Annotated in this window: 25 protein-coding genes; 11 read left to right on the top strand and 14 right to left on the bottom strand. The window is 48.8% G+C overall.

Annotation, left to right across the window (positions count from 1 at the left end; genetic code table 11):
- Positions 1-5: 5 nt before the first annotated feature.
- Positions 6-284, bottom strand: a complete 279-nt coding sequence (rpoZ, locus tag CWE06_RS06330; protein ID WP_126792296.1) for a DNA-directed RNA polymerase subunit omega — start codon at positions 282-284, stop codon at positions 6-8.
- A gap of 127 nt (positions 285-411) precedes the next feature.
- Positions 412-1044 carry a guanylate kinase gene (gene gmk / locus CWE06_RS06325; RefSeq protein ID WP_126792294.1) on the bottom strand — a complete coding sequence of 211 codons (633 nt, stop codon included), beginning with the start codon at positions 1042-1044 and terminating at the stop codon, positions 412-414.
- Between the two features lie 151 nt (positions 1045-1195).
- Here gmk and CWE06_RS06320 point away from each other — a divergent pair, with 151 nt between their 5' ends.
- Together CWE06_RS06320 and CWE06_RS06315 are read left to right on the top strand one after the other, a co-directional pair.
- Positions 1196-1792: a LemA family protein gene (locus CWE06_RS06320; RefSeq protein ID WP_126792292.1), complete on the top strand. Its 597-nt coding sequence runs from the start codon at positions 1196-1198 to the stop codon at positions 1790-1792.
- Positions 1793-1802: 10 nt separating this feature from the next.
- Positions 1803-3674: a M48 family metallopeptidase gene (locus CWE06_RS06315; protein WP_126792290.1), complete on the top strand. Its 1872-nt coding sequence runs from the start codon at positions 1803-1805 to the stop codon at positions 3672-3674.
- On the opposite strand, the gene CWE06_RS06310 is transcribed toward CWE06_RS06315, so the two are convergent.
- Positions 3663-4562 carry an alpha/beta fold hydrolase gene (locus tag CWE06_RS06310; protein WP_157981147.1) on the bottom strand — a complete coding sequence of 300 codons (900 nt, stop codon included), beginning with the start codon at positions 4560-4562 and terminating at the stop codon, positions 3663-3665. The genes CWE06_RS06315 and CWE06_RS06310 overlap by 12 nt on opposite strands.
- A 91-nt stretch (positions 4563-4653) precedes the next feature.
- Here CWE06_RS06310 and CWE06_RS06305 point away from each other — a divergent pair, with 91 nt between their 5' ends.
- Positions 4654-5397 carry a ferredoxin--NADP reductase gene (locus CWE06_RS06305; RefSeq protein ID WP_126792286.1) on the top strand — a complete coding sequence of 248 codons (744 nt, stop codon included), beginning with the start codon at positions 4654-4656 and terminating at the stop codon, positions 5395-5397.
- Positions 5398-5412: 15 nt separating this feature from the next.
- On the opposite strand, the gene CWE06_RS06300 is transcribed toward CWE06_RS06305, so the two are convergent.
- Together CWE06_RS06300 and CWE06_RS06295 are read right to left on the bottom strand one after the other, a co-directional pair.
- Positions 5413-6849, bottom strand: coding sequence for a PH domain-containing protein (locus tag CWE06_RS06300; protein ID WP_126792284.1), 1437 nt, complete (start codon positions 6847-6849; stop codon positions 5413-5415).
- Entirely contained in the window at positions 6842-7396 is a 555-nt protein-coding gene (locus CWE06_RS06295; protein WP_126792282.1) for a PH domain-containing protein, read from the bottom strand. Before CWE06_RS06295 ends, CWE06_RS06300 begins: the two co-directional genes overlap by 8 nt.
- A 196-nt stretch (positions 7397-7592) precedes the next feature.
- On the opposite strand from CWE06_RS06295, the gene CWE06_RS06290 reads away from it, so the two are divergent.
- Both CWE06_RS06290 and CWE06_RS06285 read left to right on the top strand, forming a co-directional pair.
- On the top strand, positions 7593-8510 hold the full coding sequence (locus tag CWE06_RS06290) for an ABC transporter substrate-binding protein (protein ID WP_126792280.1): 918 nt from the start codon (positions 7593-7595) through the stop codon (positions 8508-8510).
- Positions 8511-8578: 68 nt separating this feature from the next.
- Positions 8579-9055 carry a peroxiredoxin gene (locus CWE06_RS06285; RefSeq protein ID WP_126792278.1) on the top strand — a complete coding sequence of 159 codons (477 nt, stop codon included), beginning with the start codon at positions 8579-8581 and terminating at the stop codon, positions 9053-9055.
- Between the two features lie 43 nt (positions 9056-9098).
- On the opposite strand, the gene CWE06_RS06280 is transcribed toward CWE06_RS06285, so the two are convergent.
- Entirely contained in the window at positions 9099-10031 is a 933-nt protein-coding gene (locus tag CWE06_RS06280) for a LysR substrate-binding domain-containing protein (protein WP_126792276.1), read from the bottom strand.
- A gap of 139 nt (positions 10032-10170) precedes the next feature.
- Between CWE06_RS06280 and CWE06_RS06275 the strand changes: the two genes are divergently transcribed.
- The 3 genes from CWE06_RS06275 to CWE06_RS06265 all read left to right on the top strand — a co-directional run bounded on the left by CWE06_RS06275 (position 10171) and on the right by CWE06_RS06265 (position 12986).
- The gene (locus CWE06_RS06275; RefSeq protein WP_126792274.1) at positions 10171-10779 is read left to right on the top strand and encodes an FMN-dependent NADH-azoreductase; all 609 of its coding nucleotides are present in this window, start codon (positions 10171-10173) and stop codon (positions 10777-10779) included.
- Positions 10780-10934: 155 nt separating this feature from the next.
- Positions 10935-12287: a sensor domain-containing diguanylate cyclase gene (locus CWE06_RS06270; RefSeq protein WP_126792272.1), complete on the top strand. Its 1353-nt coding sequence runs from the start codon at positions 10935-10937 to the stop codon at positions 12285-12287.
- Positions 12288-12371: 84 nt separating this feature from the next.
- Positions 12372-12986, top strand: a complete 615-nt coding sequence (locus tag CWE06_RS06265; RefSeq protein ID WP_126792270.1) for an outer membrane beta-barrel protein — start codon at positions 12372-12374, stop codon at positions 12984-12986.
- A 125-nt stretch (positions 12987-13111) separates the two neighbouring features.
- Here the strand turns inward: CWE06_RS06265 and rimO are convergent, their stop codons facing one another.
- Entirely contained in the window at positions 13112-14533 is a 1422-nt protein-coding gene (gene rimO / locus CWE06_RS06260) for a 30S ribosomal protein S12 methylthiotransferase RimO (RefSeq protein WP_126792268.1), read from the bottom strand.
- Positions 14534-14676: 143 nt separating this feature from the next.
- Here rimO and CWE06_RS06255 point away from each other — a divergent pair, with 143 nt between their 5' ends.
- The 3 genes from CWE06_RS06255 to deoD all read left to right on the top strand — a co-directional run bounded on the left by CWE06_RS06255 (position 14677) and on the right by deoD (position 17772).
- Positions 14677-16248, top strand: a complete 1572-nt coding sequence (locus tag CWE06_RS06255) for a putative bifunctional diguanylate cyclase/phosphodiesterase (RefSeq protein WP_126792266.1) — start codon at positions 14677-14679, stop codon at positions 16246-16248.
- Between the two features lie 20 nt (positions 16249-16268).
- Positions 16269-16925 carry a hypothetical protein gene (locus CWE06_RS06250; RefSeq protein WP_126792264.1) on the top strand — a complete coding sequence of 219 codons (657 nt, stop codon included), beginning with the start codon at positions 16269-16271 and terminating at the stop codon, positions 16923-16925.
- A 142-nt stretch (positions 16926-17067) separates the two neighbouring features.
- Positions 17068-17772, top strand: a complete 705-nt coding sequence (gene deoD / locus CWE06_RS06245) for a purine-nucleoside phosphorylase (RefSeq protein ID WP_126792262.1) — start codon at positions 17068-17070, stop codon at positions 17770-17772.
- A 3-nt stretch (positions 17773-17775) separates the two neighbouring features.
- Here the strand turns inward: deoD and CWE06_RS06240 are convergent, their stop codons facing one another.
- The 7 genes from CWE06_RS06240 to CWE06_RS06210 form a co-directional block, all read right to left on the bottom strand.
- Positions 17776-18510, bottom strand: a complete 735-nt coding sequence (locus CWE06_RS06240; RefSeq protein WP_126792260.1) for an META domain-containing protein — start codon at positions 18508-18510, stop codon at positions 17776-17778.
- A 122-nt stretch (positions 18511-18632) separates the two neighbouring features.
- A complete protein-coding gene (locus tag CWE06_RS06235; protein ID WP_126792258.1) occupies positions 18633-19013 on the bottom strand; it encodes a DUF6746 family protein in 381 nt (126 codons plus the stop codon).
- 66 nt (positions 19014-19079) lie between these two features.
- The gene (locus CWE06_RS06230) at positions 19080-19559 is read right to left on the bottom strand and encodes a DUF4199 domain-containing protein (protein WP_126792256.1); all 480 of its coding nucleotides are present in this window, start codon (positions 19557-19559) and stop codon (positions 19080-19082) included.
- 96 nt (positions 19560-19655) lie between these two features.
- Complete coding sequence (locus tag CWE06_RS06225; protein WP_420808521.1) at positions 19656-19988, bottom strand: YbjQ family protein; 333 nt, start codon at positions 19986-19988, stop codon at positions 19656-19658.
- Complete coding sequence (locus CWE06_RS06220) at positions 19985-20446, bottom strand: anti-sigma factor family protein (protein ID WP_126792254.1); 462 nt, start codon at positions 20444-20446, stop codon at positions 19985-19987. Before CWE06_RS06220 ends, CWE06_RS06225 begins: the two co-directional genes overlap by 4 nt.
- A gap of 13 nt (positions 20447-20459) precedes the next feature.
- On the bottom strand, positions 20460-20978 hold the full coding sequence (locus CWE06_RS06215) for an RNA polymerase sigma factor (RefSeq protein ID WP_126792252.1): 519 nt from the start codon (positions 20976-20978) through the stop codon (positions 20460-20462).
- 56 nt (positions 20979-21034) lie between these two features.
- Positions 21035-23077, bottom strand: coding sequence for a bifunctional metallophosphatase/5'-nucleotidase (locus CWE06_RS06210; RefSeq protein ID WP_126792251.1), 2043 nt, complete (start codon positions 23075-23077; stop codon positions 21035-21037).
- Positions 23078-23209: the final 132 nt, after the last annotated feature.

Here is a 23209-nt window from a genome sequence, read left to right as displayed (position 1 = left end):
AGCGATTAGTCTTCTAAATCACTCGATTTTAACGCTGCCATTGCTGCAACTTCTGCTTCATCTTGAGCATATTGGGCTGCTTGGTCGTCGTGATCTAAGCTGTTTGCAGTTACAAGGCCTGCTTCGATTTCACGTAGCGCAATGACGGTCGGCTTTTCATTTGTGGTGTTGACCAGCGCTTCTCTGCCGTTTGCAATTTGGCGTGCGCGGCGCGCTGCCACTAGTACTAAGTCGAACCGGTTGCCAATCCGATCTACTGCTTCTTCAACTGTAACCCGTGCCATGTCGTCACTCCGCTAAAATTCTGAACTGTTTTTCAAAGGGCATAAATTGTACTTTAACTAACCAGCATAGCCAAGTTTTATTCGCTGACGCATTGATTTGTAAGCACTTTTAACTCGATTGTAGGTGTTATTCTTCTTTTAGCAACGCTTGCAAAACTTCGCGATAACGAATTTGTTGTTTCGAACGACGCAGGCGCTGGCTCATGACGATGTGCTCTAGGTTCGCCACCGACTCCTCGAAATCTTCATTCACGATCAAGTAACTGAACTCTGCATAGTGGGACATTTCGCCCTGTGCTTTCGCCATGCGGCCAGCAATAACCTCGTCACTATCTTGACCGCGAACACGCAGTCTACGCTCGAGTTCTTCATTCGAGGGTGGCAAGATAAAAATCGTATGCACACCTGGATAGGCGGCTTTCACTTGTCGTGTTCCTTGCCAGTCGATATCTAAAAACACATCGACGCCGCTCGCAAGGGTGTCTTCAATGACGGTGCGCGACGTGCCGTAATAATTATTAAAGACCTTGGCCCACTCATAAAACTCATGATTGTCGACCTGTCGGAGAAACTCAGCCTCACTCACAAAGTGATAATGCACGCCATTTTCTTCACCGGGGCGAGGTGCGCGGGTTGTTGTACTGACCGAAACTTGCATTGAGCCGTCGTTGTGGCGTTCCAGCAAAGCTTTGATTAAACTAGACTTTCCAGCACCACTGGGGGCTGCAATAACAAATAAGTTTCCGCTGACATTCGACATAGTAAATTCTTGATGGCTAAAGAAGAATGCAACATAAAGTACACTGAAGTCATAAAAAACGCCACTTTTGCGAAATAACCTACGCTCTTTCTGCTCCCATTTCGCAAAGCATGCTATAACATAACTAGTTCTTTTTCTGAGGATAATAACAATGAGTATTTCATTTTGGATTTTCATCGTCGTTGCCGTACTAGTTGTTTTTTACGTCATCGGCATTTACAACAAGCTCGTTACGCTTAAAAACCGTTATCAAAATGCCTTCGCGCAAATTGATGTGCAGCTAAAACGCCGTTACGACTTAATTCCGAACCTAGTCGAAACTGCGAAAGCCTACTTAAAGCATGAGCGTGAAACCCTCGAAGCCGTGGTTGAAGCCCGTAATCAAGCAGCCGCCGCGTTAAAAAATGCGTCTGCCAACCCAGGTGATGCTCAGGCTATGGGCCAATTGGCTGGCGCCGAAGGTTCACTTGCTGGTGCACTCGGTCGCTTAAACGTGGTGATGGAAGCCTATCCGGATTTGAAAGCGAATCAGAATATGGCGCAGCTGTCGGAAGAGCTCACTTCGACCGAAAACAAAGTCGCGTTCTCACGGCAAGCATTTAATGACTCGGTGATGCAATACAACACCTATAAACAAGGTTTCCCACCGGTAGTTTTTGCTGGCATGTTTGGTCATGCAGCCGACGCAAGCCTGCTTGAGTTCGAGGATCGTGAAGCGATTCAACAAGCACCACAAGTGAAGTTCTAAGGGGTGCTGCATGGCAGCGATGGATTTTTTTGAACATCAGGCGGTTGCCAAACGAAACACCCGCCTGTTGGTTATTTTATTTGGCTTAGCCGTTATTTGCTTGCTCACGCTAACCGGCCTTTTGGTCGCAGCCTTTAGCGGTGGCCTTGGGCAAATCGAAAACGGTCAGCAAGCGCCTGAATTCTATTTACATTGGGACATCGTTCTGGCGGTAACGGGTATGGTGCTGTCGGCTATTAGTCTGGCCGTGCTGTACAAATGGGTGGTCCTCAAAGGTGGCGGTAAAGTGGTCGCAGAGAGCTTAGGCGGCCGTCGTTTAAGCCCAGACAGTAGCGACCCAGTCGAACGTAAAATTCTCAACGTCGTTGAAGAAATGGCCATTGCGGCGAATATGCCAGTGCCGCCGGTGTACCTACTCGACAACGAAGAAGGCATTAATGCATTCGCGGCCGGTTATTCGCCGCAAGACGCGGTAATCGGGATTACCCGTGGCAGTGTGGTGAATTTAACGCGAACGCAACTACAAGGCGTTGTGGCTCACGAAATTGCGCATATTCTCAACGGTGACATGCGCTTAAACATTCGTATTATCGCCATTCTGAATGGCATTTTGTTTATTTCGCATGCGGGCTATTTGCTCATGCGCACCGGCATGTATAGCCGCCGAAATGACAAGAACCCACTGCCATTACTGGGGATTGGTCTATTAATTATCGGCTCTATCGGCGTCCTGTTCGGTAATATCATCAAGGCCGCCGTTAGTCGGCAGCGTGAGTATCTTGCCGATGCTTCGGCAGTTCAATTTACCCGTGATCCCGATGGCATCGGTGGTGCATTAGAGCAAATTGGAGCCCTGAGTTCCGGCAGCCAAGTCGCTAGCAAGAATGCCGACGAAGCAGCGCATTTGTTCTTTGGCCAAGCGATTAGTAAAGCCATGTCAATTTTTGCCACCCACCCACCGTTAAAGGATCGGATTAAACGCATTCGCCCTAACTGGGACGGCAAGTTCCGCGCCAATCCACGGCCGCAGTTACAGGCTGAGCTAGAATCAGAAGGTGCGAATGCGGCAGGTTCTCAACAAGAGCGGTCGCGCCAGCGCATGGTCGAAACCATCACCACTGCTGCAACGATTGGCGCTGCCTTTGAGCAGCCAGCTAGCGCGAATGAGCAAGAACTTATCGGCGAAGCGCGCAATCAAGAAGGTGCTGAAGCATTGGTGTTGGCAATGGCTTTGAGCGACAACGATGAAATTCGCGCTGCGCAACTGCAAGAAATTAGTCGTCAACACACTGCACAAATTAGTGCCCGTGCAGCAGCTGATTTCGAAAAACTTAAACCGTTTGAGCTGGAAAAACGACTAGCCTTTGTTGAACGTGCAATTCCGGCATTAAAAACCTTGTCGCAGCATGAGGCCTATGCCCTGCTGAACACGCTGCACCAAGTGGTCGAAGCCGATCAGCAAACATCTCTCTACGAATGGTGTTTAACACAAATTGTGACCCGTTATGTGCGCGCGGAATTTGAACCAAATCGGCGGGTGAAGCGTGTGGATGTGCGCCGCCAAAGCGATACCGAGTTTACCCTCTCAGTTCTGGCTTGGTACGGTCATGACAACGATAACGACGCTTTGCAGGCCTTTAATTTGGGTGCGGCAGTCTTCGGTCAGCGTTTGCAGCCATTCCGTCAGCAACCATACAGCTTTGCCGAATTGGGTGACTGTTTAGAACGCATTAATACTTGGTCCGTCACCGACAAAGCTAAGCTTGTTCAAGCTTGGATTACCTGTGTTCGCAGTGACGGCGAAATTAATGTGGTAGAACAAAAGCTCTTACTTACGCTTTGTGCGTGTATCGGTGAACCGCTGCCGACTTTAGAGCTTTAGCTCCAACAACGAGCGGACTTGGTTGGCGACATCCGCCGGCCGCTCCTGCATAAAGCAATGCCCGCCCTGCGTTTGCGTAATTGGCAAATGCGGGGCGAATTGCTGCCACTGTTCCAGCGCTTGGTGAACAAACGGGTACGTGCTATCGCCAACTAGTATTTGCGTCGGAACTTCGAGTGCGGGGAGTTCCTGCCACAAATTAGTGGCATAACTACTAAAAATCTCAGCTTCGCGCTCCGGCGCACATTTCAGTTGCCATAGACCTTGCTGATTGGCGGTCATGGCATGCTCAACATAAGCGCGCAGAGCTTCGTCCGTCCAGCCCCGGAACATGCCGCGGTTTTGCAGGCTAGCAAAAGCCGCATCGGCATTGACCCATTCAGCTCGCCGCTTTTTTGCTTTGCGAGCATACGGGTTAAAACGATAAAGCCCGGTTAAGCGCAATGACGTTGCCCAACGCAATAAGTGACGGGGAAACAGAATCGGGTCAAGCAACAAAATTCGGTCAAATGCTTGTGAGTCGCGTGCGCCATATAAGCTTGTCAGAATACCGCCAAAACTATGCCCAACGCCTATTTTCAGAACTGATTCGTACTCTGGACGAAACTGACGCCAGACCGTTTCTGCCAATTCTGAGCTACGCTGCCAACCGACAAAGCGACCACCGTGCTCACTGTCGCCATGGCCTTGAGCATCATGTAGAAATATATCGTAATCGTTTGCGAGTTCTTGCCAAAGTGGCAAATAGGTCAGGCCTGAGTAACTATTGCCGTGAATAAAATGCAGCACAGGTAGACCGCGCGGAACCGTCCGGAGTCCAGTTAACAAGAATCCCTCTGGCGTGCGATATTGCCAGCGTAACCATTCGATACCACCAATCACTTCCACGCTTAAATCCCTACATTCTATCGGTTGAAAAATTTTCGAAACCACTCATTATACGCACATACCCTGAAATTGGCTGCCCGAGGAGAAACTCATGGCACAATGGCTTACCGGTACCGTGATTGAGAACAAACGCTGGAACGACCAACTTTTTAGTTTGCGTGTCGAGGCACCACCGTTTGACTTCGTCGCCGGCCAATTTGTCCGCCTCGGTTTGCCTGGTGCCGAAAAGCGACTGCAACGCGCCTATTCCTTGGTCAATAGCCCAAGTGACCCAGTGCTTGATTTTCTGATCACGAGCGTACCAACCGGTGCGCTTTCGCCGCGCCTCGACTTGCTCATACCGGGCGATACCGTTGAAGTCAGTCAGCCACCTTCCGGTTTCTTTATACTCAGCGAAATCCCTGAGGGCGAAACGCTCTGGTTAGTCAGCACAGGTACCGGAATCGGCCCTTATTTGTCGATGCTTGGCACCGAAATACCATGGCAACGATTCAAAACGATTTACCTTGTGCATGGTGTTCGTTATCGCCACGACCTATGCTACCAAGAACTCATTCAACAATGGCAACTCGAGCACCCGGGGCAACTGATTTATCAACCTGTAGTCACCCGCGAGACTTGCTCAGGAGCACTGCAGCAACGTATTCCACAATTAATTCGCAGCGGCGAGCTCGAGGCGAAAGTGGGCGGTACCTTGGACTCTAACGCTCAAGTCATGCTCTGCGGTAACCCAGAAATGATCCTCGATGCCAAAGCTGCCTTGTTAGAAAAAGGTCTCGACAAAAACCTGCGGCGTAAGCCTGGCAATGTCACCGTTGAGCAATACTGGAAATAGCGCGCTGAACGTGACTTACATCCAGCGCTTATGGTTGCTAGCTGTGAGCTCTAACAATTGTGCTTTCAGTGCTTCTGCCGCATCACGCTGCAACCAAGGAATAGTCAAGCTGCCACCGGCGGTATCAGCACGCAGCTGACAACAACCAAACAATCGTTGCCAAGGCGACTGCTGAATACTGACGCGCTGCATTTTCGCGGCCGGCACCCACCGTTGACGTTGTCCGATCCAAGCGGTGCGCACAACCAGCCACTGATCATCGACATGCCAGCCAAATCGACGCCACCACACCCAACGCCAAACTAACACCACGACCGCACTGATAGCACCGGCCAACGGCTCAAAAATCAAGCCCATGGCTACACCGATAATTAACCAGTAACGAACGACAAAAGCGCCATGCACCCGCCGCCAAGCTGCAGTGGTGAACTGCAAGTCAGTGGTCAGTGCCTGTAACCGTGACGACGTTAGAATCGGCACTGTAAAGCGCCCTTCGGCTTTTTCATGGTTTGCTCCTGCCTGCAGAATCCGCACGCTCCAGCGTTGCAATAAGCGACCGACTAAGCCTTGACGCATTTCCACCAATTGTAATTTCGGCATCCGGAAGCTGCGGGAGAGTTTACTCAGCAAACCAGCTTGATAATGCACGCGGTCACCTTGGCGGACGAGATGGTAGCCATAGAACAAATTGAAGTAATACAGTGTGGTCAGTATCAGAATAGTGGCGAAAAATGCCAACGCCAACGCTGTCCCGACAAGGAGTGCTTGAAACTGTGATTCAAACCCGGCCAACCAAAGCTCAAATTGCTCAGTGATGTAGTTGGTCATGGTTTGATTGGCGAAAATGAATGCCACTAAGGCACTGATCATAATGAATATATTCTGCATGGAACCAATGCGCCAAACTTCGCTTGTGGGCAATTGCAGCTCAAAGTCATGCGTCACATCGCTGACTTCTGCGCTCGACTGGTCGGCCACACTGGCCTCTTGAGATTTGGCCAACACGCGCTGTTGCAAGTCAGTCGATAAGGCCGCTGACAGGGCTGGGATTTCAACTTCTTTGCCTTTACTTCCGGCGCTTTGTAAGCTTAGAACCGTTAAGTTAAAAGGCTTAAGCCAAAACGGTTGGCGAATATCTGCCTGTTGAATGCGCTCATACCCAAGGTTCAGCTCAGTGACTTTAAATACCCCTTGCTTGACACGAATCCGCTGGTCATCGAATTGCCACAGAAAACGCCGATAACGCAAAAACGTGGCGATTAACAAAATGGTCAATAAACCAGCTATGACATAGGGCACAAACTGGAGATGATTACGCAGGGCAAAATAAACCCCGACTAATGCTGGCACCGCTTGGTACAAAAAGCGCACAAAAATGCGAATGCTACTGATTAAAAACGCCAATAAAGCAATTAATGGCAAGCGGTTCCAACCTTGTGCTGGGTTAGTCATGCCGACGTTCCTCAGCTTCGGCTTGCGGTTCTGCAGAACTGGTCAGGGCGGCACTGGTAATAGCCTCATCGCTAATTTCTTCTTGCGCAATGTCTTGCAGTAATTGATTGCGAATCGCTTCGCTGTCGTCCATGGGTAATCCGGGGATCACTAAATCGGCGCCTGTGCCGCCTGCGGTATAGAGAATCAGTCGTGAGATTCCGAGCAAACGCTCGATCGGGCCTTGTTGAATTTCGATGTGCTGCAAACGATTATGGGTCACCGAGGTTTCCCGCCACCACCACGCACCTAATTGAAAGTGAACACGGTCATCGGCAAGCAAGTAACGGGTCACGCGATAACGAATCGGCGCCCAAAGAAACACTAAGATTACCCATAAAACCAGGAGCACAGCCGCGCTCACATAACTCACCCACTGCGGGATAGCGTCGATAAACCATGCAATAACCACGAAAACAAACAACAAAGCGATTAAAACTGTTTTATCGAAGCGCAAATACCAAATGTAATTTCTCGCAACGTTTTGCCAAGACTGAGTGTCTGTCATAATGACCCTTTTATTTTTATAGTGTTTCCTTGTCAAACAAGAGTACCCCAAATTGCAACAATGAGCACCTGCCTCACCATGGTTGATGATCAAAAATAGTTTAAATTTCAGCCTTCGTGATTGTTAATCATCGTTGTTCTCATCCATAATGAGATATACCTCATAAAGAAGTACATCTTCACTCCTTTTGAGGCCAATGCAAGATGGAATTTTGCAGCTGGAAGTTTGTTGCTCAACCACAGGTAGGCTGATTGTGCTCTCACTCGTATTTTCTGCACTGACAATTGCAGTGCTCCATAGCCAAGTTGACGACGGTACTGACCGAGCGTTGCCGTGGGTGATCAACACAGCGCCTCCGTTTCATATCGTTTCTGGGCAGTTTCGCAACGAAGGTATTTGTGATGTCCTTATGGACGTCGTTGACGAGCACCTTCCTGACTACACTAAAACTCGAACCGTTTATCCGCAGACTCGCATCACTCAACAATTCGACGAGCGTAATCAATGTTTTCCATGCATGATTTATCGGCCTGAGTCAGGCAACGCGGTTTTCTCTGAGCCGACCCATTTCTATTATCCACACGGCGTGATTACCACGAAAGCCAATGCCGCGCTTATGAAAGCTCGCTATGGTAATCCAATTGCGCTGACCCAATTAGTTGCTGACGATTCATGGCGCTTTGGTTACCCGGCTGGCCGCCGTTATCCAGCGCTGCAAACGATTCTCGAGTCGCAGTCTGCGGTGGGCGGCTATCGGCTGGTGCACACCGGTGAAAACGCGACCCTCGCGATTTTAGAGATGATCAAAAGCAACCGTATTGACTACACTATTGACTATCAAATTCTGCACCAAGTCGATCTCGAGCTTGGCGGCACACAGCTAGAATTTATTGAAATTAAAGAGACCGCCGGCACGCATGTACTCGGTGCAATCGGCTGCACCAACAATGCTTGGGGCCAACAAATAACGGCAGCGATTAACCAACATATTGATCAAATTCGTCGTGACCCACGTTTCTTAGCCAACCTCGACCGTTGGTTTCAGAACCACCCGGGCGATAAAGAATATCTCGAGCAATTAGCCGAACTCGTGTGGCAGAAAGATTCAAATTAACTCGCGAACCGGCTCGATTTGCTACACTTTGCTACACTTACTAGAACAACTCACCAAAGGATTCGATTATGATTAAAGCACAACAAGCAGTTCCGGCGGGTAACCTCACCACAAAAGGTCAAATCGGCATGGACCAAGTCAATCCAGCTGAGCAGTTTAAGCAAGGCTTACATGTTCTATTTGCGGTACCTGGCGCTTTTACCCCAACCTGTTCTGAGCAGCATTTACCTGGCTATATTGAGCACGCCGACAAATTCAAAGAAAAGGGTGTTAGCGGTATCTATTGTCTTGCTGTCAACGATGCATTCGTCATGGCCGCTTGGGGCAAAGAGCAAGGCGCAACTGGCAAAGTGACGATGTTGTCAGACGGCGACGGCGCGTGGGTCAAAGAGCTTGGATTAAGCATGGATACCGGTGCATTCGGTGGTGTACGTAGCCAGCGTTTTGCCATGATCATTCGTGACGGCAAAGTTGAACACGTCTTCGTTGAAGCTGAGAAGCAATTTGACGTCAGTAGTGCTGAGCACGTACTCAAGCACCTATAAGAACCTGCTTTTCGGAAAGGTGTGAGTGGTCATTTTGCGCCGCTCACAACCTTTCAATTTCCCGACCAATCCCTGCAATACCCGCTGCCCGCGGCATTTCTGCCAACAGAAAGTCGATTAATACCCGTACCGCCGGAAGCAAGCCACGACGATACGGATACACCATATGAAGTTTACCGACAGGTAGTTTCCACGCTGGCAACACACGCTGAATGTAACCAAGCTCTTCGTACTCATGGCATAAGTACGTGGGCAATGAAACCACGCCCTGCCCCGCACGAGCAGCTTCGCGCAGCATGGCCATGTCGTCGGTAATCAAACGAGGCTGATAGCTCAGCGAGAGGCTTTCATTGGTCGCACTCGTAAATTGCCATAAATAGCGGCCTGACGAATAGTGCAGCGATAACGCTGGCCAGTTCATTAAATCAGTCGGGTGTTCTGGGGCACCAAGCCGTTCGACCAACTCTGGGCTTGCAAATAAGGCATTGGCAGATGGCAGTAACTCCCGCGCAATCAACGACGACTCTTCAATTTCTGCGCGCACGCGCAAGGCAATATCAACCTGCTCCTCAATCAAGTTAACCGGTTTGTTGGTCATGACTAGATCAAGTGAAACGTCTGGGTAACGCGCCATAAACTCGGGCAATATCTGCGCCAACAGCGATTGGCTAATGGCATATGGACTGCTGATACGCACCTTGCCACGCGGCTTTTCCTGCACAAACTGGGTCACTTGCTCCGCAGCAGACGCAGCGGCCACTACGGTTTGACAATGCACCAAAAACTCGCGACCCACATCAGTTAGGTATAGTTTGCGCGTCGTTCGGTTAATCAGTCGAACACCCAGCTCTTCTTCGAGGTCCGAAATACGACGACTAAGAGTCGACTTCGGCATTTGCAATTGTCGCGCGGCTTCGCTAAAACTGCCTGCTTCAATTACGTGGGCAAAAAGCGCCAAATTAGTAATGTCTTTCATAACACCTCGCTCTTGGGAGAGACTGACTATTGTTCCATTTTTGGAACAGCAGTTTTCATTTTAGCTATCTAGTCATGATTATGGAACAGATTTAAAATTGCACCATCAAAATTTAATCACTACCCCCCTGAGGTGCAGTATGAACATTTTACATTTACAAACTGGTTTATTTGGTGAGCAGTCAGTGAGCCGTCAACTTGGCGACAAAATCGTTGCCCGCTTACAGCAAGAGAACTCAGATGCAACCGTGATCAATCGTGACCTCATCACGACTCCAATTCAGCACTTAGACGCTGAGATTTTGTTAGCTGGCGGAACTGAGGCCGATGCGCAAACAGAAAAGCAACAAGTTGAGCTTGCGCTGACTGAAACCTTACTCGAAGAGTTATTTGCCGCTGACGTCGTAGTCATTGGTGCGCCAATGTATAACTTCTCGATTCCAAGTCAGCTGAAGGCTTGGTTAGACCGCGTAGCGCAAGCTGGCCGAACTTTCCGTTATACGGAAGCTGGACCTGAAGGTTTAGTCAAAGGCAAGAAAGTGTATCTTGCGTCAGCACGTGGCGGTATCTATTCAGAAGGCGCAGCGGCGGCAATGGAATATCAAGAAAGCTATTTAAAGACTGTTCTTGGTTTCCTTGGCATGACTGACGTGACCATTATTCGTGCAGAAGGCGTTAACCTAAGCCCTGAAGCCCGCAATAACGCTATCGAAGCGGCTAGCTCAGAAATCTCAGCACTGAGCGCCTAACGAACTGAACCATTTAGGTTATTAAATACGTACTTAAGTCATTAGTACATCCCCCCAAGCACTGCTAATAAGGAACGCCAAACACTGGCGTTCCTTTTTTTATGGATTATGCTACAAAAGATGAGGACATATTTTTTCGCTAGGAAACGTTGAGCGTGGCGGGTGCATTTTTAGACGACATGAAATCAGCTAAACCGCAATCCTTTGACTTTGGACTGCTCCAAGCTATTGGCCATCACTTACCCTGCTTCGTATATCAGTTGCGGCAGAGCGCTGAAGGCGACTATCAATTTTTATATATTTCCGACAACTGTTTAGATATTGTAGGTCTCAATGCTGCAGACGTGATGGCCGACAGCGACACACTTATCAGTCGTATTCACCCCGATGATCGTGCGCATGTATTCTCCGGCACCACTGTCGCAGTCAAAGAAAACCTTGGCTGGCAAGCCGAGTTTCGGGTCATCAAACCAAATCAAGAAATCGTCTGGGTCGAAGCTTTCGATGTTTTCGAGCGTAATCCCGACGGCAGCGTCGTGTTCTATGGTTATGCCATGGACATCACTAAACGAAAAAATAATGAAATTAAATTAGCTGCGAGTGAAGCCGATTTTAGAGCGCTCGTGGAAAGTGCCAACGACATTATCTATACCATTGCTCCAGACACCACAATCACTTATGTATCTCCCACATGGCAGGATATTCTCGGGCACCATCTCAACGACGTGGTCGGTAAAACCTTCGACAACTTCATTTTTGCCGACGACTTACAGCGTTGTTACGACTTCATGGAAAAACTAATTTCCACGCGGCAAAAACAAAGTGGCTTGGAATATCGCATTCGCGACATCCACGGTAACTTGCAATGGCACACCACAAATGCATCGCCCATTTTTAATGACGACGGTACCATTAAGAAATTCATGGGGATTGCCCGCGAAATTACTGACCAAAAGACTCAGCAACAGCATATCCAACAGTTAGCGCATTATGACGTTCTGACACAGTTACCCAACCGCTCGTTATTTTTTGATTTACTGGATCATCAACTCAAAGTAAGCCAACGCGAGGGCTATAACTTAGCACTACTATTTATTGACTTAGATTTCTTTAAACCCGTAAATGACCAACATGGGCATGCGGTTGGGGATGAGGTTTTAGCCAAAGTTGCAAAACGTATTGGTCGTGTTTTGCGCCAATCTGACCTAATTGGACGCATTGGTGGTGACGAGTTTCTAGTGGCTTTGCCAGGCTTTTATGACCGCGCAGCTCTCGAACCTGCCGCCCTTCGCGCTGCGGAGAAAGTTCGCAACGCGATTTGTGAGACCATCTACGTGCAAGACCTGCGAATTGAGTTAGCCGCCAGTATCGGTATCGCGTTTTACCCGTTGCACTCAGAGTCGATTAGTGAACTCACGCGTTTAGCTGATCGCGCCATGTATGATGCAAAACGCCAAGGCAAAAATAAGGTTGCTGTTTTTAACCCAATTGATCATCAATCTCGTTAACTAGCCGATATATTTTTCGAATCGCACTGACAGCAAGTCACTGTTACAATATTCGTTGATTTTAACTACGAGACGTCTTCCGCCATGATGTTTTTTCGCACTTTTTTACTCAGCTTGGTCGCTTTTGTATACGTGGTTCCTGCTGCAACTGCAGCCGAAACTGACTCTGACCTAGAACTCGGGCCGAATTGGCGCGTGATCGATGTTTATTATCATCACGAATGGAACCGCAATGACAACCGTGAGGCAGACTTCATTGGCCTGCGAGCGAGTGCGAATATTCGCAACAATGGCTTATTTCGGATCGAGACCAACGGCGGCAAAATCAGTGACCGTATTAATAATGTCGAGCGTGAGTACAATGGCTATCAACAGACATTCATGGGCGGGGTGCGCTATGCTGCTAGCGAACAAGCGGACATTTTTTGGTTAGTAGGTGCAACTCGCGTCGAATTCGAAACAAACTACTACAATTTGAATCGCCACGGTTTAATTAGTCAGTTCGGTATGCGCGGCATGTTAACGCCGGCATGGGATTTAACGAGTTATTTTCAAATTCAAAAGACTGGCGGCATGACTACCACTAGCCTCCACGCCGATATTCGTTACCGCGCTTGGCGACGAGTCGACGTCTATGCTGGAGCTGGCTTATTTGCCAACGACCGCAGTGGTCGCATAGGCCTGAGCTTTCATTTCTAGGCGCTGACGCTAGGTGCTGACGTAAGCTCCTACTGCTCGGCCGAAAGTCTTCCCAGCACTTTATCTGATCATAAAAAAACGCAAGGCTCTCGCCTTGCGTTTTTGTCTCATGCTCAAGCTTTCATTTACACGTCGTCTTCGACCCGCACACCCCATAGGTCGTATTCGTCAGTGTGAATAATCTCAACCCAAACTTTGTCGCCAGGCTGCACGTCAGTTTCATCGGTTAGATAAACGAGACCATCAATCTCTGGCGCGTCCGCATAACTGCGGCCGACGGCACCTTCAGGGGTCACTTCATCAATGAGCACCAACATTTCTTGGCCAACTCGAGCACGTAGCTTCGCGGCGCTAATTTCTTGGGCGACGGCCATAAATCGCTCGTAACGCTCTTGTTTCACTTCTTCTGGCACTGGGTCTGGCAACTCATTGGCCTTGGCCCCTTCGACCGGTGAGTATGTGAAACAGCCAACTCGATCCAGCTGAGCTTCACGAAGAAAATCGAGCAACTCGTTAAAATCTTCTTCGGTTTCCCCAGGAAAACCAACAATGAAAGTGCTGCGAATGACCAAGTCTGGGCACATTTCCCGCCATTTTTGCACGCGTTCTAAAACCCGCTCAGAAGAGCCAGGGCGTTTCATTAATTTGAGGATTTTCTTACTTGCGTGCTGAAATGGAATATCCAAATACGGCAAAATCTTCCCTTCCGCCATCATTGGAATGACATCGTCCACTGACGGATACGGATAAACATAATGCAAGCGAACCCACACGCCAAGATCTGCCAGTGCTTCACACAGCTCCAACATACGAGTTTTTACTGGCCGGCCATCCCAAAAACCAAGCTTGTGCTTCACATCAACACCGTAGGCGCTGGTGTCTTGTGAGATAACCAAGAGCTCTTTCACACCCGCATTGGCGAGACGCTTTGCTTCGTCAAGTACGCTTCCCACTGGGCGACTGACAAGGTCACCGCGCATTGAAGGAATAATGCAGAACGTACAGCGATGGTTACAGCCTTCTGAGATCTTTAAATAGGCAAAATGACGCGGCGTTAGTTTCACCCCAGTGTCTGGAACAAGCTGCTCAAATGGAATTAATTCCGGCTTTGGTAAGTGCTCATGAACTTGGCTCATCACTTCTTCATAAGCATGTGGCCCGGTAATGGCCAACACATTAGGGTGCACTTCGCGAATTTCATCGTCACGTGCACCGAGACAACCCGTCACGAGTACTTTACCGTTTTCTTTTAATGCTTCGCCAATGGCGTCAAGCGACTCCTGCACCGCCGAGTCGATAAACCCGCAGGTATTCACGATCACCATGTCAGCATTGTCGTAACTTGGCACGATCTCGTAACCTTCGGTGCGTAACTGAGTCAGAATCCGCTCGGAGTCAACTAAGTTTTTCGGACAACCTAAGCTGACAAAGCCAATCAGTGGCGACGTTGAGGTCGACTTACTACTTGCCGTAGGTTGAGCAGCCGGCTTGGAGCTGGCGGCATTGCTAGAAACGCTTTCTGGACGAAAGTGCTGTACATCTGACATAGTGACTTACCTCGCTTTGGGGGCGCATATTCTACCCTAGCTTGCTACTGAAAGAATAGCTGATCAACAGCACCAAGATATTTTCCTTTCTGTAAAGCTACTGCTATCTTTACAGAGAGTTCTTAACTTGAGGTATAACCGCCGTGCAATCCCCCTGGCATAGTGCGTTGCTACGAACATTAATCTATGTCGTTTTCGGCGTGGTTTGGATTGTATATTCCGATCGCTTCCTCGAGAATCTCGTTGATGATGTGCAAACCTTAACACAGCTACAAACATACAAGGGTTGGAGCTACGTCGGCATTACCGCTGTACTCTTGTTTTTTCTGTTGTATCAAGGGCTCAGAAAAGAGCGTGCATTATCTGCGCGTGATGAGCTTACTCAACTCCTGAATCGACATATGTTCAGGCAAGAACTTGAAAGTGAAATCGACTTTGCTCGCGAACATCATCAATCGATTGCTCTAGTCACCTTCAACATTGACGAGTTTCGACGCATTAATCATGCTTGCGGACATCAAGCTGCAGACCGCCTATTACTGAAAACCGCCGACGCCTTGCGCGACCACTTCGCGACCGAGCCCACGATTGTCGCTCGGCTTGGGCCCGACGAGTTCGCAGTCGCCCTTTTGAATATTCGTAATGCGGAAATTGCCGTCACGAAAGCACGTGAATTTCAGCACATATTTCAAAACCTTGAGCTCGAAAATTACCAATTCGAACTGAGTATCGCTGTCGGAATAGCAATGTTCCCGACCGATGCTGAGGAAGTAAAAGATCTTGTTGCCTGTTCAACCCTCGCCCAAGAAGAAGCAAAGAACTTAGGCCATGGCCAATTGCGTTTATACGATCACTTTTTCGGTGAAAGTATTCACTCACGTTTGCGATTAACCACTGACCTTCGCCATGCCATCGAGCGCGATGAGCTCTCGGTGGTTTACCAACCCCAGTTCTCTGCTCATAACCTGAAGCTTACTGGCGTTGAGGCTCTGTTGCGTTGGCAACACCCACAACATGGATTTATTCGCCCAGACACATTTATTAGCCTCGCTGAGCAGCAAGGGTTTATCAGAGAAGTCACAGATTATGTGTTTGCAAAATCGATTCGCGAACTCACCGAATTAGAACTACTGGGAACCAGTATCCCACGACTTTCAATTAATGTTTCGGCGCTTGATTTTGCCGATGACGACTGTATCGAGCTTTTTTATCGACGGCTCGAGAATCTCCATGACTGGTCTTTATTGCAGCTCGAGCTCACCGAAACTGCCGTCATCAATAACTTTGAAGATACCTTGCGCACATTGAAAATGTTACGTGAAGCCAATGTGAATTTATCAATTGACGATTTTGGCACAGGCTATTCGTCATTGAGTATTCTCCGTCGCTTGCCGATTCATGAAGTCAAAATCGATCGCTCATTTATTCGTGACTTACAAGTTGACGATGACGATCGTACAATTGTGCGGACAATTTTAGCCATGGCGCATTCATTAAACTTGCGCGTTGTTGGCGAGGGCGTTGAACAAATTGAGCAATTATTGTTCTTACAGGAACATGGCTGTCATGATGCGCAAGGCTATCTGCTTGCAAAACCCATGTCAGCTCAAGAGCTTGCTAAGTTTTTGCAGCAAGAGCCGGCGGCTCTCGATGAAATCCGTTCGCAGTTGCGTGCGAAGTCATCACCAAAAATAGTCGCCGTAAAAAATACATAATCGTTAGGAATCAGGGTTACATGTCGAATATTGCTAGTTCAAAGCCAAGTGGTAACTTGGCTGCAGTCGGAAGTTTGTTGCTAAGCATTTTAGTTTTAGGAGGATGCGCCAGCACCAATGAAACAAGTCAGCCGCAAGCGAGTCAAATCGATTCCGCAGCGACAAATGAAACTGTCAAACAACCGCTGACACTTGAGCAAGCATGCGAACAGGGTGCCGATTGTCGAACCAATGCCTCTGTTTATCTTGCTTCTGTGCAAGGTGAAGTGAAACTCAACTATGACCAATATTGGCCAGTGGTCTACGAGGGTGAAATCCGACTTCTTCCGGGCGAACGAGTACTGGTTGAAATTGAATTCGATGAAAGCCGCCAAGCCAATGTCATTCGGCAAGTGCAAGAGCAACGCAACCCAGAACAAACCTTTGAATTGTTTTTTGCGCAGGTTCGCGGCAATTACGGCATGCTCATGTCATTTCGTAATCCGATGACGCAGCCGGTGCAGTTTGATGTCGAGATTACCGGCGTAAGTGGACAACAGTATCGACTGAACACCTGCCCGATTCGCGGCGGCATGTCGTTCCATGAGCGCTGGCCAGAACCAGCAAAAGAATTAATTCTCAAGCAGCCACGGATCGTTAATGAACCAAGTAACGGCGTGATGATCTGCTCGAGTTAGTTCACGTTAAGCGATGACTGCGCTGTTAGGCGATGACCTAGCCGTTAGGCGATGACCTAGCCGTTAGGCGATGACGTAGATCAATGCAACCTCCAAGCAAGCGCGTTACACTGTCACTAAATTAATCAACTAACAATTTACTATGACACCACATATTCATGCCAACCTCGGCGACTTCGCCAAAACCGTTTTAATGCCGGGTGACCCGCTGCGCGCTAAATTTATTGCTGAGAACTTTCTGAGCGATGTGCACGAAGTGAGTCATGTTCGCAATATGCTCGCTTACACCGGAAACTTTCAAGGCAAGCCGGTTTCAGTCATGGGTAGCGGAATGGGCATGGCGAGCATTGGCATATACTCGTGGGAGCTGTTCACCCATTTTGATGTCGACGCAATCATTCGGGTGGGCTCGTGTGGCGCATATACAGAAGAATTAAAATTATTCGACGTTCTCTTAGCCGAATCTGCTTGGAGTGAATCGAGCTTCGCAAACACTCAGAATGGCCATAAAGATCCGATCACTTTACCAAGTGCAGCATTAAATCAACGTTTGTTAACCACCGCGAACGAGATTAACGTGCCGTTGTATCAAGGAAAAATCCACTCCAGCGATGTTTTCTATCGCCAAGAGGAAAATGCCCACGAACGCTTATATCGTGAGCACCAAGTGATCGCTGTGGAAATGGAATCCTTTGCGCTCTTTCACAATGCGCAAGTGTTAGGCAAGCAAGCAGCTTGCCTATTAACCGTGTCTGACCACTTGGTGACTCAGCAAGCGGCAAGTAGCGAAGATCGCGAGCGCGCATTCACGCAGATGATGCAAGTGGCCTTGCATAGTCTGCGCTAACGATTACTTCTCGAGGCGATGCGGCTGTGCCCGCATCGTTTGTCCATCCTGCGTATGCAGTACCAAATGCCCTTCTGATGTAATATCAAAACGATTCACTTGATTAAGTAGCTGAACAAACGCCTGCTCTGCTTCGTTACGAGGTCCGTCGCACGCCATTTTAGTCATGCCGGTTTCGGCAAATGTCAGCTGCTCACCAGTGAGGTTGTAACTGCCAAAGTAACGGTTACAGCCTGTGCTACCGGTCACCCGCTCGTCTTCGAAAAACATGGTTACGACCACTAAGTCAGCAACCTGATGGTCGCCAAGTTGGTCGAACTGCCACGGATTCGCTTGCAATAAATCTAGCGGGTCGCCAGCACAACCTTGCAGGCTCTCACCCGGAACTTGCACTTGTGCCGAATAAGGGTAAGGCATGCCCGTCATGCTGTCATGGCACAACTCATTGCGCACCACGACGCTGCCAGAAAACGCATTGTTACTGAACCGAATCCGCTGTGTCTCTTCAGTTTGCGTTTTACTCGTAATGGCAAAGTAAGCGGTGTCCTCACCAAGGCGCTGCAAGTGCGCTTGCTCGGCATAGACTTGCAACGACCAGAATGGTTCATTGCCAACAGCTCGCAACTCTAACTCGCCCGGATCGGTCGGTAGGCTTGCAACTTCCTCAGTCATTGACGAGCACGCCAACAAGCTTAAACTCATAAAACCAAAAACTGGCACCGCGATGACTTTATTCATAGCGTTTCTCCTCAGCGAAAAAAGCAAATACAAGGTTTGTGCAGGCTATTGTCGATGAAGACACGGCAAAGACAAAGTCTGATTACCTTAACTTTACCGTGTTTCTGAGTTTCGCTTTTGTTTTAGAGATCTTTGCGCAGCACTTTTGCATGCTTGAGGTAGCGAGCGCCAGAGGTTTTGACCGTCTCGAAATCCATGGTCTCGGAAGCCACATGGACTTCCTCGAGAGTTTCGGCAATTACCTCTAATTCAGCTTGAATACGCTCGAGTGCATTTTCTAGTGTATAGGTAAGTTCATGCACTAAAACCATATCTTCGGTGGTCAACTCCTCTTTGGCTAAGACAGCTTGGAGACGTTGGTTATACTCAACGTAGTTTTTCATCGCGACTTCTAAAGTCGGCGAGGGCTCACCTTTGTAATGATCCACACGATCTTGCGCAATGGCTGTTGGCAAAACAAAAAACAAACTGACAATTGAAGCCAATGTGACTGTTCTCAACATGGTCGATTCCTCATTAATTTATTGTCGGCAGATGTTTCGGTTCCGGCATTTAACCTTCGAGCCGCTTTATTTACGACGTACGAACGTAGCAACCACGGCACTGGTGACAATTCCGAGCAGAATCGCACCTAAAAACGCTTGCACCACGTACGATCGGAAATTGAAATAGGCTGCAGCATCTTCAACAGACATATGTCCCGCATCAACTGCATGAGTCGCTGCGTTGGTAAAGAAATGCGGTGTAATCGCAAAATGAATTAAGACCTGTGCAAATGGACTTAAAATGGCGATCACCATGGTTACATAAATACCGGTGATAAAGCCTTGCGCCCAATTCATCTTGCCGTCGAAATCCCGTTCGCGCTTATCTCGCAACGCCAAGACATAGATGGTAATGGCAATTATGGCGAACAGGTTCGTCAACATCGGATGGTAAGCAATATGAGTTGAATGCAGCCCGGACACTCGCTCAATCAGCATCCACAACAACATAGCGAGGGTAAAAATCAGCCCCCACTTCACTTCAATTCGGTTTTTTTCCAACATAGCGCTGGTCCTTAAAAAAAGAGGTGTTAGCAGGTTAATTCAACCTAACACCTCTTTTTCGCACTTTGTGATTGTTAGCGCAAGCGTTTACTTGCATTAACCTTTTGGTGCAAGCTTCACTGCGGTGCCAAAGACGAGAATTTCAGCGGCACTTTGAGCAACCACGGAGGTTGAAAACCGCACACCGACAATCGCATCAGCCCCGAGTGAGCGAGCTTCATCAATCATCCGATCAATTGATTGCTCACGCGACTCACCCATGAGCTTCGTATAGTCGTGTAGTTCACCACCGACGATATTGCGCAAACCAGCAAGAATATCGCGGCCAACATGGCGAGCCCGAATCGTATTACCACGGACTAACCCTAAGCTAGCGACAATTTCTTCGCCTGCAATCGTTTCTGTCGTTACAACCGGCATAGGTTTCATAATTGCACCTTCTTATATTTATCAGTTTTGCGCGCAATCAAGCGTTGGCGCAGTACGCTTAGAAACAGTAAAAACAAACCTACATAAAACGCAATCACACCAATACCAAGCCAACGGCCAATACCTGTGTCATTGAGAACTTCTCGAATAAACTGCCAACTGACAATGCCGCCAATTAACAGAACGGCCGCTATCAGCAGTGCCCAGCCAATGAAAGCAAAGCGACGGGCGGGCTGGTCATGAAGTATTTTCGGTAAATCTCTTTCGTCGACCGAACACAGTACCGCAGATTTTAAATTACTGCGCATTGCTGTGAGGTCGTCAGCTAATGCGCGACATTGTGGGCAAGCTTGCACATGTAAGTAAATGCGCTGCTGCTCTTGTTGAGTTAACTCGTCGTCTAAGTAGGCCGATAGCTTCTCTTGGACGTTGGCACATACTTGTTGGTCGCTGTTCATGATTACCTCCGGATTAACTCGAAACCTCGTCAGCCGCTAATGCTAAAAGCTGTTCGCGCAGTGCAAGCCGAGCACGGTGCAGTCGAGACATCACCGTGCCGCTATTTAATTGCAGAACTTGGGCAATTTCGGCATAACTCAGTTCATTGACATCACGCAGGACAATAATTTCACGTTGTTCGGAGTTTAGCCGCATTAGTGCTTGCCGAACCCACACCTGTTGCTGCGACAACTCAACGGGATCGCTGAAGCTTTCACTGCTGCTAAACAATTCGATTTCAGAGTCAGCAACAAAGCGTTGCGAGTACCTCAGCACATCTAAACAACCATTGCGAATAACCTTATAAAACCACACGCGTTGCGCCGGCTCATCCTCGGGTAGACGCTTTGCCACTAGGGCTTTGTCAAAAGCCGATTGCAAAACGTCTTGGGCCGCTTGATTACAGCGCAGCATGGAGCGTGCAAGCGCTAAGCCGCCTTCATACCATTGTAAATAAGGATGAACTACGTGTTTTACACCGGTCGTTTGCACTTAGGTTCCCTTACGTGATTGTCCTCATGTGTTGTTAAAACGCAGAAGGTTTTAATTTATTCCATTAATTTTAATGTCACCATTGGATATTTTACCGGCATCACTGCACCGAGTGCTGGCACATACACGTCTCGAATAAATTCAATCACCGCTAGTGCGTCAGTGTTACAACTAACAAACTCCGCTGAGCAACTCAGTTCTTCGTCTGCATACTGCACTTGTAAACGACCGTCTGTGCGGGTAATTCGTTGCACTGGGAACACTTTTAGCTCGCCATTAACGTAAGCTAAGTCGATACGACCGCTACTCTCGGCTTGTGCTCGGTATAACGTCGTCCAGCCATCGTTGCCGGTGGCGTTGTAACTATTCATCACCACTTGGTAAGTTGCTGTCGGGTCCAGCGGCTGCCAGTCTGGCGTTAACCAGGTGCCACGGTTAACCTCTGCTTGGGTCACTTCGCCAGCGTGACCAGCTTCTGTTTCAACAAAGGTATAGCGGAAATTACCACCGTAAGGGAATTTACCTGCATGAGCGCCTTCGGGCAGTGTTGCAACGACGGTTTCATGCAGTAATTCCAAAACCTGCGCTCCCGTAAGCGGCACCACGGCGAGGAAGTTTGCGAATGGCAAAAGCTCAAGGCTAATGTCACCTTCACGCAGCTCACCTTCATCTAAACTTTGGCGAATACCACCGGCGCCAACGAGCGCAAAGTCAGGACGCACGCCGGTAATTTCCTGCACCCAAGCTTGGTTAACCCACTCATACTGAGCCAAAGCAACGAGAGGCGCTACTTGTGAACCATGCTGGTTGCTATCACCGTCGCCAGGTCGACGCACGTGTTGTAACGGTGCTGGCAGCATGCCAATCACTTGCCCATAGGCTTGCTCTACGTGAGGCTTATAAACCGTATCGATATGCGCCCGCAACTGCGCATGTTCGGTGGCGACGGTAATTTTGGGGTGGCGATGAATGAAGTCGAGCACTTGGCTGTGTTGCTGACCGCTTAAGCGAACGTCGGGGCTGCGTGCAGAGCTCTGATAAAACTCATCGTTGCTTAGCAGCGTATTGTGGCCATTACAGTATTGTAATTGGCCTAAGGCATCGAATTTTAACCGCACTTTGCCAATCGCTTGCGCGTATTCACCGGCTTGTACGATACAGGTCGCATCGAGCTGATTTGGGTTGACGACCCACTGTGCATAGTCACCGGCATACCCTAACCCAAGCTCGGTAAAGTCTCCGAGTAGGGAATGTGAGTGACCGCCGACGATGGCATCGATACCGTTGACGTTTTCAGCGACATGCACGTCGACCGCGTGACCGAGATGGGTGACAGCAATCACGTTAAAAACGCCGTGTTCAGCAAATTCATCGACCATCGCCTGCGCCGATTCAACGACACTAAAAAACTGCACTTGCCCGGTGTCGGGGGAAATATTGGGCATGTCTTCAAGAGCGAGGCCAAAAACACCAACGACGTGGTAGCGCTGGTCGAGATCTTGGAGTTCAGCGAAGTCATGCAATTGGATTTTCTCGTAACCGTCAAAGGCAAACAGCACATAAGGACGCAAGTTGCTTTGATCTTTAAGATCTGGGTCTGCACTGGCATCAATATTCGCTGCCAAGACAGGGAAATTGATGGTGTCGAGGAATTCATTCAGCAGCGCATTGGTTAAGTCGAATTCATGATTGCCAAGTGCCATTGCGTCGATGTTCATGCGACTGAGGATGTCGGCATTCATGCGCCCTTCGTTGATTTTGAAGTAAGCCGAACCCTGCCAGGCGTCGCCACCATGCAAAAACAGCATCGCTGTGTTGTCGGCCTGCGCTTGCGCGCGATAAGCATTTGCTTGCTCAAGAATACGCGGATGACCACCAAACTCGTTGAACACCGTCAGCTCTTCGGCGCGAAAACTTGCTGGGACGGGGTCAAACGCTGAGTGGGTATCATTAATATGCGCAACAATAAGCTCGAATACCACGTTCTCCGCGGACGCCGTTGACGTCTCGTTGGGTACTTCGGGCGCTCGACCACAACCGCTTAAACTCAAAATTGCAATGAGCGTCACTAACGTAACTGGCAACCAAATTTTCTTCATCATCGTCTCCTCAGCACAAACGATAGTCTACCCCAAAGCACGCATGCTCGGAACCCATTCGGGACCGTAGCTGGAATGCCATTCGGAGCCGTAGCTGGAATTCCATCTTATTGTTTGCTCAGGCATAATGAA

It is taken from the genome of Aliidiomarina haloalkalitolerans (assembly GCF_003987315.1).
GTDB lineage: Bacteria > Pseudomonadota > Gammaproteobacteria > Enterobacterales > Alteromonadaceae > Aliidiomarina > Aliidiomarina haloalkalitolerans.
This window is presented reverse-complemented; position numbering and strand designations above follow the sequence as displayed.

Coding starts and splice junctions, on each gene's coding strand:
- rpoZ (WP_126792296.1), bottom strand. CDS start 284: ATGGCACGGGTTACAGTTGAAGAAGCAGTAGATCGGATTGGCAACCGG.
- gmk (WP_126792294.1), bottom strand. CDS start 1,044: ATGTCGAATGTCAGCGGAAACTTATTTGTTATTGCAGCCCCCAGTGGT.
- CWE06_RS06320 (WP_126792292.1), top strand. CDS start 1,196: ATGAGTATTTCATTTTGGATTTTCATCGTCGTTGCCGTACTAGTTGTT.
- CWE06_RS06315 (WP_126792290.1), top strand. CDS start 1,803: ATGGCAGCGATGGATTTTTTTGAACATCAGGCGGTTGCCAAACGAAAC.
- CWE06_RS06305 (WP_126792286.1), top strand. CDS start 4,654: ATGGCACAATGGCTTACCGGTACCGTGATTGAGAACAAACGCTGGAAC.
- CWE06_RS06300 (WP_126792284.1), bottom strand. CDS start 6,849: ATGACTAACCCAGCACAAGGTTGGAACCGCTTGCCATTAATTGCTTTA.
- CWE06_RS06295 (WP_126792282.1), bottom strand. CDS start 7,396: ATGACAGACACTCAGTCTTGGCAAAACGTTGCGAGAAATTACATTTGG.
- CWE06_RS06290 (WP_126792280.1), top strand. CDS start 7,593: ATGCAAGATGGAATTTTGCAGCTGGAAGTTTGTTGCTCAACCACAGGT.
- CWE06_RS06285 (WP_126792278.1), top strand. CDS start 8,579: ATGATTAAAGCACAACAAGCAGTTCCGGCGGGTAACCTCACCACAAAA.
- CWE06_RS06280 (WP_126792276.1), bottom strand. CDS start 10,031: ATGAAAGACATTACTAATTTGGCGCTTTTTGCCCACGTAATTGAAGCA.
- CWE06_RS06275 (WP_126792274.1), top strand. CDS start 10,171: ATGAACATTTTACATTTACAAACTGGTTTATTTGGTGAGCAGTCAGTG.
- CWE06_RS06265 (WP_126792270.1), top strand. CDS start 12,372: ATGATGTTTTTTCGCACTTTTTTACTCAGCTTGGTCGCTTTTGTATAC.
- rimO (WP_126792268.1), bottom strand. CDS start 14,533: ATGTCAGATGTACAGCACTTTCGTCCAGAAAGCGTTTCTAGCAATGCC.
- CWE06_RS06250 (WP_126792264.1), top strand. CDS start 16,269: ATGTCGAATATTGCTAGTTCAAAGCCAAGTGGTAACTTGGCTGCAGTC.
- deoD (WP_126792262.1), top strand. CDS start 17,068: ATGACACCACATATTCATGCCAACCTCGGCGACTTCGCCAAAACCGTT.
- CWE06_RS06240 (WP_126792260.1), bottom strand. CDS start 18,510: ATGAATAAAGTCATCGCGGTGCCAGTTTTTGGTTTTATGAGTTTAAGC.
- CWE06_RS06235 (WP_126792258.1), bottom strand. CDS start 19,013: ATGTTGAGAACAGTCACATTGGCTTCAATTGTCAGTTTGTTTTTTGTT.
- CWE06_RS06230 (WP_126792256.1), bottom strand. CDS start 19,559: ATGTTGGAAAAAAACCGAATTGAAGTGAAGTGGGGGCTGATTTTTACC.
- CWE06_RS06225 (WP_420808521.1), bottom strand. CDS start 19,988: ATGAAACCTATGCCGGTTGTAACGACAGAAACGATTGCAGGCGAAGAA.
- CWE06_RS06220 (WP_126792254.1), bottom strand. CDS start 20,446: ATGAACAGCGACCAACAAGTATGTGCCAACGTCCAAGAGAAGCTATCG.
- CWE06_RS06210 (WP_126792251.1), bottom strand. CDS start 23,077: ATGAAGAAAATTTGGTTGCCAGTTACGTTAGTGACGCTCATTGCAATT.